At 71.3% G+C, this 6,013-nt stretch carries 7 protein-coding genes and 1 pseudogene; 4 read left to right on the top strand and 4 right to left on the bottom strand.

Annotated elements, in window-relative coordinates; all coding sequences use genetic code 11:
- Positions 1 to 344 (top strand): IS5/IS1182 family transposase (locus K338_RS0118125; RefSeq protein ID WP_027287015.1); only part of this gene is annotated, 344 nt, incomplete at its 5' end.
- Positions 345 to 444: 100 nt separating this feature from the next.
- On the opposite strand, the gene K338_RS0118120 is transcribed toward K338_RS0118125, so the two are convergent.
- Genes K338_RS0118120 through K338_RS0118110 form a run of 3 tightly spaced genes read right to left on the bottom strand, consistent with a single transcriptional unit; the run spans position 445 to position 2,184 of the window.
- On the bottom strand, positions 445 to 669 hold the full coding sequence (locus K338_RS0118120) for a hypothetical protein (RefSeq protein ID WP_022919578.1): 225 nt from the start codon (positions 667 to 669) through the stop codon (positions 445 to 447).
- A complete protein-coding gene (locus tag K338_RS0118115; protein WP_040654381.1) occupies positions 662 to 1,492 on the bottom strand; it encodes an SGNH/GDSL hydrolase family protein in 831 nt (276 codons plus the stop codon). Before K338_RS0118115 ends, K338_RS0118120 begins: the two co-directional genes overlap by 8 nt.
- The gene (locus K338_RS0118110; RefSeq protein ID WP_022919576.1) at positions 1,489 to 2,184 is read right to left on the bottom strand and encodes a uracil-DNA glycosylase; all 696 of its coding nucleotides are present in this window, start codon (positions 2,182 to 2,184) and stop codon (positions 1,489 to 1,491) included. Before K338_RS0118110 ends, K338_RS0118115 begins: the two co-directional genes overlap by 4 nt.
- A gap of 120 nt (positions 2,185 to 2,304) precedes the next feature.
- Here K338_RS0118110 and K338_RS0118105 point away from each other — a divergent pair, with 120 nt between their 5' ends.
- Both K338_RS0118105 and K338_RS0118100 read left to right on the top strand, forming a co-directional pair.
- A complete protein-coding gene (locus tag K338_RS0118105) occupies positions 2,305 to 2,601 on the top strand; it encodes a DUF3263 domain-containing protein (protein ID WP_022919575.1) in 297 nt (98 codons plus the stop codon).
- Positions 2,602 to 2,629: 28 nt separating this feature from the next.
- Entirely contained in the window at positions 2,630 to 3,256 is a 627-nt protein-coding gene (locus K338_RS0118100; RefSeq protein ID WP_022919574.1) for a LytR C-terminal domain-containing protein, read from the top strand.
- Positions 3,257 to 3,390: 134 nt separating this feature from the next.
- Here K338_RS0118100 and K338_RS23800 read toward each other — a convergent pair whose 3' ends face one another.
- A complete protein-coding gene (locus K338_RS23800; protein ID WP_022919573.1) occupies positions 3,391 to 4,731 on the bottom strand; it encodes a glycoside hydrolase family 15 protein in 1,341 nt (446 codons plus the stop codon).
- Between the two features lie 526 nt (positions 4,732 to 5,257).
- Here K338_RS23800 and K338_RS26475 point away from each other — a divergent pair.
- Positions 5,258 to 6,004: pseudogene (locus K338_RS26475) on the top strand (choice-of-anchor G family protein); the annotation flags it as partial.
- Between the last annotated feature and the right edge of the window lie 9 nt (positions 6,005 to 6,013).

Genomic DNA, 6,013 nt, shown 5'->3' with positions numbered 1-6,013 from the left:
GCGTACCTCGCCAGGGCCCTGGCCGGCCTCGGACCAGGCCCGATGCGGTGGTCGCGGACAAGGCCTACTCCTCGGGCAAGATCCGCAGGATGCTCGCCGCCCGGGGCATCAAGGCGGTGATCCCGCAGAAATCCGATGAGATCGCCTCCCGCAAGACCAAAGGCTCGCGCGGAGGTCGCCCGCCTGGCCTGGACCAGAGAACTTACGCCGGTCGCAACGTCGTCGAACGACAATTCGGCCTAGCCAAGCAATGGCGCGCCATCGCCACCCGCTACGACAAGCACGCCATCAGCTACCGAGCCGGCGTCGTCCTCTGCGCCGTCATCGCCTGGCTACGAAAATGAGAGACACGCCCTAGGGCTGGTCAGCAACGACGAGTAGTTGCCTCCCGCCCCACCCTGCCCACCTGCGGTTCCGCCCGTCCACCTCGGGCCGCGCTCCGGGTCAGCGGCAGCCGCGGTTGCGCGGATGCTGCTTGGCCACCCGTTCGTTACCGCGCCGGTAGTTGCCGGTCAGGCGGGCCATCAGCTCCTGCGGATCCTCCCGCTCCACCCGGGCCAGGAACTCCGCCGCCCGCGATCCGCGCAGAGTGGTCGCATGCTTCCCGTGATGGGTGATCCGCACGGTCCCGTCCCGCGTCTGGTAGTCAAAGCCGCTGGCCTCAGCCATGAAGCTCCTCAGGTGGCCCACCGGGATCGACCGGCAGCAGCGCCGGTCGCTTGGCCGCCCGCCCGTCGCCGGAGGAGCGTCCGCGCAGGTGCCGGGCCGCCCACGGGCCCACCTCCCGGCGCACCCAGGCAGCGTCGGTGCGCCACTGCTCCCGAGCCCGGACCCGCTCACCGGGCGGCAACGGCCGGGTCCACTGCGGGTCGTCCGGGGGGAGCCCGAGGGCCACCAGTGCCGCCTGCGCCACCCGGTGGTGCCCCTCGCTGCTGAGGTGGATCCGATCCTCGGCCCACATCCGCCAGTCCTGCAGCGCCCGCAGCCCCCACACGTCCACCACGTGCGCACCGGTGCGCCGGGCGATCGACCAGATGTGGGCGTTGTACACCGCGACCTTCGGGCGGATCGCGGCCAGCAGCGGTGCACGCCGGGTGTCCGTACCGGTGGCCAGCAGCACATCCGCACCTGCGTCGCGAGCAGTGCGCACAGCGCGTTCCAACCGGGCCGCCAGCCGGTCCGGGTCCGCGTTCGGGCGGAGCAGGTCGTTGCCTCCGCCCACCACCGAGACCAGGTCGGCGCCCGCCTCCAGGGCCGCCGGCAGCTGGTCGGCCAAGATCGGCCCGAGCAACCGACCACGCACGGCCAGGTTGGCGTACTCCAGGTGCGCTTCGCCGTCGGCGAGCCGACGCTGGGACAGTGCGAGGGCGAGCCGGTCCGCCCACCCCCGCAGCGGCGCCTCCTCAGCTGGCCCCGCCGCCGGAACGGGGTCCCACAACCCCTCGGTCATCGAGTCCCCCACGGCGACGTATCGCGCCCAGCCGACCCTCATGGCAGCCGCCAGTCCACCGGGTCGCCGCCAGCGGCCACGAGCAGCTCGTTCGCCCGGGAGAACGGCCGCGAGCCGAAGAACCCGCGCGAGGCTGACAACGGGCTGGGGTGGACGCTGGTGATGATCGGCGTGTCCCCGAGCAACGGTCGCAGCGACTGTGCGTCCCGCCCCCACAGGATCGCCACGAGCGGCTGGTCCCGGGCCACCAGTGCCCGGATGGCGGCGTCGGTGACCCGCTCCCAGCCCTTGCCGCGGTGCGAGGCGGGCTGGCCCGGCTGTACCGTCAGCGAACGGTTCAGCAGCAGCACCCCGGCATCTGCCCACGCGGACAGGTCCCCGGTGGACGGCGCCGGCACCCCGGTGTCCTCCACCAGCTCCCGGTAGATGTTCTGCAACGACCGGGGGATGGGCCGCACGTCCGGGTGCACCGAGAAGGACAGCCCCATGGCGTGCCCCGGGGTGGGGTAGGGGTCCTGGCCCACGATCAGCACTCGGACGCCGGCCAGCGGCCGGGTGAAGGCGCGCAGCACGTGCTCCCCTGCGGGCAGGTAGCCGCGCCCGGCCGCGATCTCCGCGCGGAGAAACTCTCCCATCGCGTGGATGTCGGCCTCGACGCCGGCCAGCGCGTGCGCCCAGCCCGGATCGATCAGCTCGGCCAGCGGCCGTGGTCTCGTTGTCGCTGAGGTGTGCACGGCCCTAGGGTGTCACGACCGTGCCGCGATATCACACCACCCGCCGCCGCAGCTGAATGACACGCATGTCGTTTGCCCCTAGGATGGGCGACGCACCGTCCGGAAACTCGAGGAGGATCGATGTCGGCAGCACGTTCGTTGACCGCCGAGACCACGGCCACCGCTGGTGAGCTCAGCGAGCGGGACGCCCAGATCCTCGCCTTCGAGCGGCAGTGGTGGAAGTACGCCGGGGCGAAGGAGACCGCGATCCGCGAGCTCTTCGACATGTCCGCCACCCGCTACTACCAGGTGCTGAACGTGCTCATCGACGACCCGGCGGCGCTCGCGGCCGAGCCGATGCTGGTCAAGCGACTCCGCCGGATGCGCTCCACCCGGCAGCGGGAACGTACGGCCCGCCGCCTCGGCAATGACCTCTGAGGCGACCTGCACGGGTTAGCCTTCCCCAGTGACCAAGCAGCCCTACGCCTACGACGAGGACGAGTTCGACACGCTCGGTGCCGACCGGGTCCCGGTGGGAGTGCACCGCCGACCGGTGCCGTGGTGGCGGCGCACACTGCCGTTCGTGGTGGTGCTCGTCCTCGCTCCGGTGCTCGCCTTCACCGTGGTGCAGCTGTGGTCGCAGGAGACCGATCCGGCGGCCGACCCGACCAGTGCCGAGGTCTCGGGCAGCGACGACCCCTCCGCCGGCGGTGAGGAGACCACCGACGAGGGCGAGCCCGGCCAGGACGGGGAGAGCACCGACGAGGAGAGCGAGTCGCCGACCGAGGAGGAGACCACTCCAGCCGATGATCTGGATCGTGACCTGGGTGTGTGGGTGCTCAACGGCGCCGGGGTGGGCGGACTGGCCGGCGAGGTCACGGCGCAGCTGGCTGACGACGGTTGGTCCAACGTGGTCGCCGACGACTACAGCTACCGGCTGCCCACCGACAGCGCGATCTTCTACACCACTGCGGACATGGCCGACGAAGCCGAGGCGATCGGCGACGAGCTCGGCATCACGGCGCTGTACGAGGACCCGGACGCGGCCTCCAACGGTGTGGTGATCGTGCTGCGGCCGGACTTCCAGGGCTAGGGCCAGGACCCGGTGCCCGGGACGGTCTTCTGCCTCGCCGCGCGCTGCGCTGCTCGTGGTGTGCCCGGGACGGCGGAGCTCACCGGGCGTGCTCTGGGTGACCCGGCGTACCGGGCTGGGTGTGCGCGATTGGGCTACTCGGCCCGGTCGGGGACCGCCGAGCGGTCCAGCTCGGTGAGCGTGAGCAGGGTCAGCGCGCCGCTCCAGGTCAGCGGTGCCACGTGCGCAGGTGAACCGTCCGGGCCGACCTTCTCCGGGATCGCGCCGATGGCGGTGCGGTGGGTGTCGATCCAGTCGAGCCACTGCCGAGCCTGACCGGGGTGGCCGTTGGCTGCAGCCGCCCACGCATACAGGGCAGTCTCCGGGGTCCAGGACATCGACGGCTCGCCCCAGGTGGTGCCAGGGGCGAGCCCGCCGCCGGGACGGGCCATCTCCGGGATGGAGGCCTGCCAGGCGGCCAGCGCACCGGGCAGCGGCTCGGCGAGTAACGGGGGCAGGGTGAACGCCACGGCAGCGTCCTGGGCGGTGCGGCGGGGGTAGCGGCCGTAGCCGTAGCGGCCGAACTCCTCGGCGATCGCAGCGCGCAACGTCTCGGCACGGGCATCGAGCTGGTCGGCGCGGTCGGCCGGTCCGGCTCGATGGTGCATCCGCGCAGCGGCCTCCAGCCCGGCGAGCACGGGGGCGGCGGTGCCGAGGGTGACGTGGGCCTCCGGACGCTCCCAGTAGTCCGCCGAGGGCAGCGGCAGCCCCGTGCTCGTGCCGGTCTGGCGCAGCAGGTAGTCGGTGGCGCGCTGCAGCATCGGCGTGAACCGGTCCTGCAACGCCGCCGGGTCCAGGTCGAGCTCCGGCGCCGCGGTGAGCAGCCGGTCCAGGGCCCAGAGCACCCAGCCGCTGCCGTCGGTCTGCAGGCCGCGGTCGTCCGGCACGCCGGAGCCGTCCGGCAGGTAGCGGGCGTGGAACGAGCCGTCGGGTTCTTGTACCTGCTGCAGGAAGTCGAGGATGGCCACAGCCTCGGCGCCGTGACCGGTGGCGGTGTAGGCGGCGGCGACGAAGGAGGCATCCCGTGGCCAGACATACCGCCAGGCGGTCGATGGTCCGGCGAGCACGGCACCGTCGGTGGCGGTGAGCGTGCGCAGGTCGAGCAGCGCCGTGCGGGCCAGGTCGCCGTACCCGCTCTGCGTGCCCGGCACCGTGCCCTGCGCGAGCCACTGCCGGCTCTCCGTCGCGACCTCCTCGGCGGCGGCCAGGTCCGCACCGGGACCGGGGTCGATCACGCGTGTACCGGCGAGGAAGTGCACATCGTCGCCCGCGGCGACGATGGTAGGGGTGCCCTCGGCGTCGATGGCAACACCGTTTTGGTACAGCGTGTTGTGCGCGACATGCGCGGACGGTCGCACCAGCGCGGCAGCCGCGACCAGCGTGACGGCCACCGTCAGGGCAACCACCACGGTCAGCGGGCGTAGGCGTGTTGGCATCGGCGCCACTCTAAGCCCGGCACCTGCCCGAGGCGGTCTTGACAGGTGGACAGCGCGCGTGGCCACAGTGTGAGACGGCCTGTCCAAATTTCGACATTGTTACCGGTTTGTGACCTGAAGCGCCTGGTCAGCGTGCCTGTGCGCCCGTAAAGTGACGGCTGTCAGGAGTGCCGTCGTCGGCGCTCTTGATATCTGTACACAGTCGGTTCCGTGCTGGGCCCCGTCGTGGAGACCCGTCGCGGTACCGGTCCATAACGACAGGCTCGGGGGAGTCACGTGAAACCAAGGCAGAAGTCTGCGCACACCACTGTGCGCGCCCAGTGGCGCAAGCCGCTGGCCATCGCGACGGCCTCGGTGGCCGCCATAGCGCTAGGGGCGGTCGGTCTTTCCGGTCCGCTGGCGCCGGCGTCCGCTGCGCAGTCGGACGACTCGGAGGCTGAAGGCCGGCTGCTCACCGGCGGCGGCGTCGTCAACCTGAACGACATCGCCGAGATCGCCGGGGCCTACAGCGCCAACCCAAGCGCGGGGGGAGGTGGACCACCCGCTGTCTCTCGAGGTCTTGGGTGCGCTGGACATCGACCTCGGTGACGGGCTCCAGCTGTTCGGCGAGAACGGCGTCATCGGGGTCGGTGCGCTCGGCCAGTACGCCAGCACCTCCGACGGTGAGGTGCCGCTCGCATCAGCCGGGCTGATCGATGCAAGCGGCGCGATCTCGGTGGGCACGGGTGACCCAGGCGAGAACAGCTACGTCGACCTGTCGCCGCTGCTGGGGCAGGCCGGGCTGAGTGATCTGCTGGACGATGCCCGGGTCGAGCTCGGTGCCCTGTCTGCGCTGGCCACGGTCGATGAGAACGGCGATCCGGTGGGCGACTACCAGATCGCCGACGGCACGCTGCTCCTGACCAGTCCCGCGATCGCGGAACTGAGTGAGACCCTCTCGGAGGGTCTCGACCAGGTGTCGGGGCCGATCAACGACCTGACCGGTGAGGGCGGTGTCATCGAGGAGACGATCGACCCGCTGCTGGAAGGTCTGGCCGACACCCTGAACACTGTGCTGCTCGGTATCGGCACCGTCGATGACCTCGGAGTCACGGCCACAGTGGATCTCGACCTGCAGGCGGCGCTGGACTCAGTCCTCAACGAACCGCTGACCAGCGAGGACTCGGCGGTGACGATCGATCTGAGCACCGGGGAGGTGAGCATCGACCTCGCCCGCCTCGTGGCGGACACCCAGGGTGGTGACTACGACGGCACGCTGAACGGCCTGCCGCCGAACACTGAG

It is taken from the genome of Ruania albidiflava DSM 18029, from assembly GCF_000421225.1.
GTDB lineage: Bacteria > Actinomycetota > Actinomycetes > Actinomycetales > Beutenbergiaceae > Ruania > Ruania albidiflava.
The sequence above is the reverse complement of the archived record's forward strand: the minus strand, read 5'-3'. Positions and strand labels throughout refer to the sequence as shown.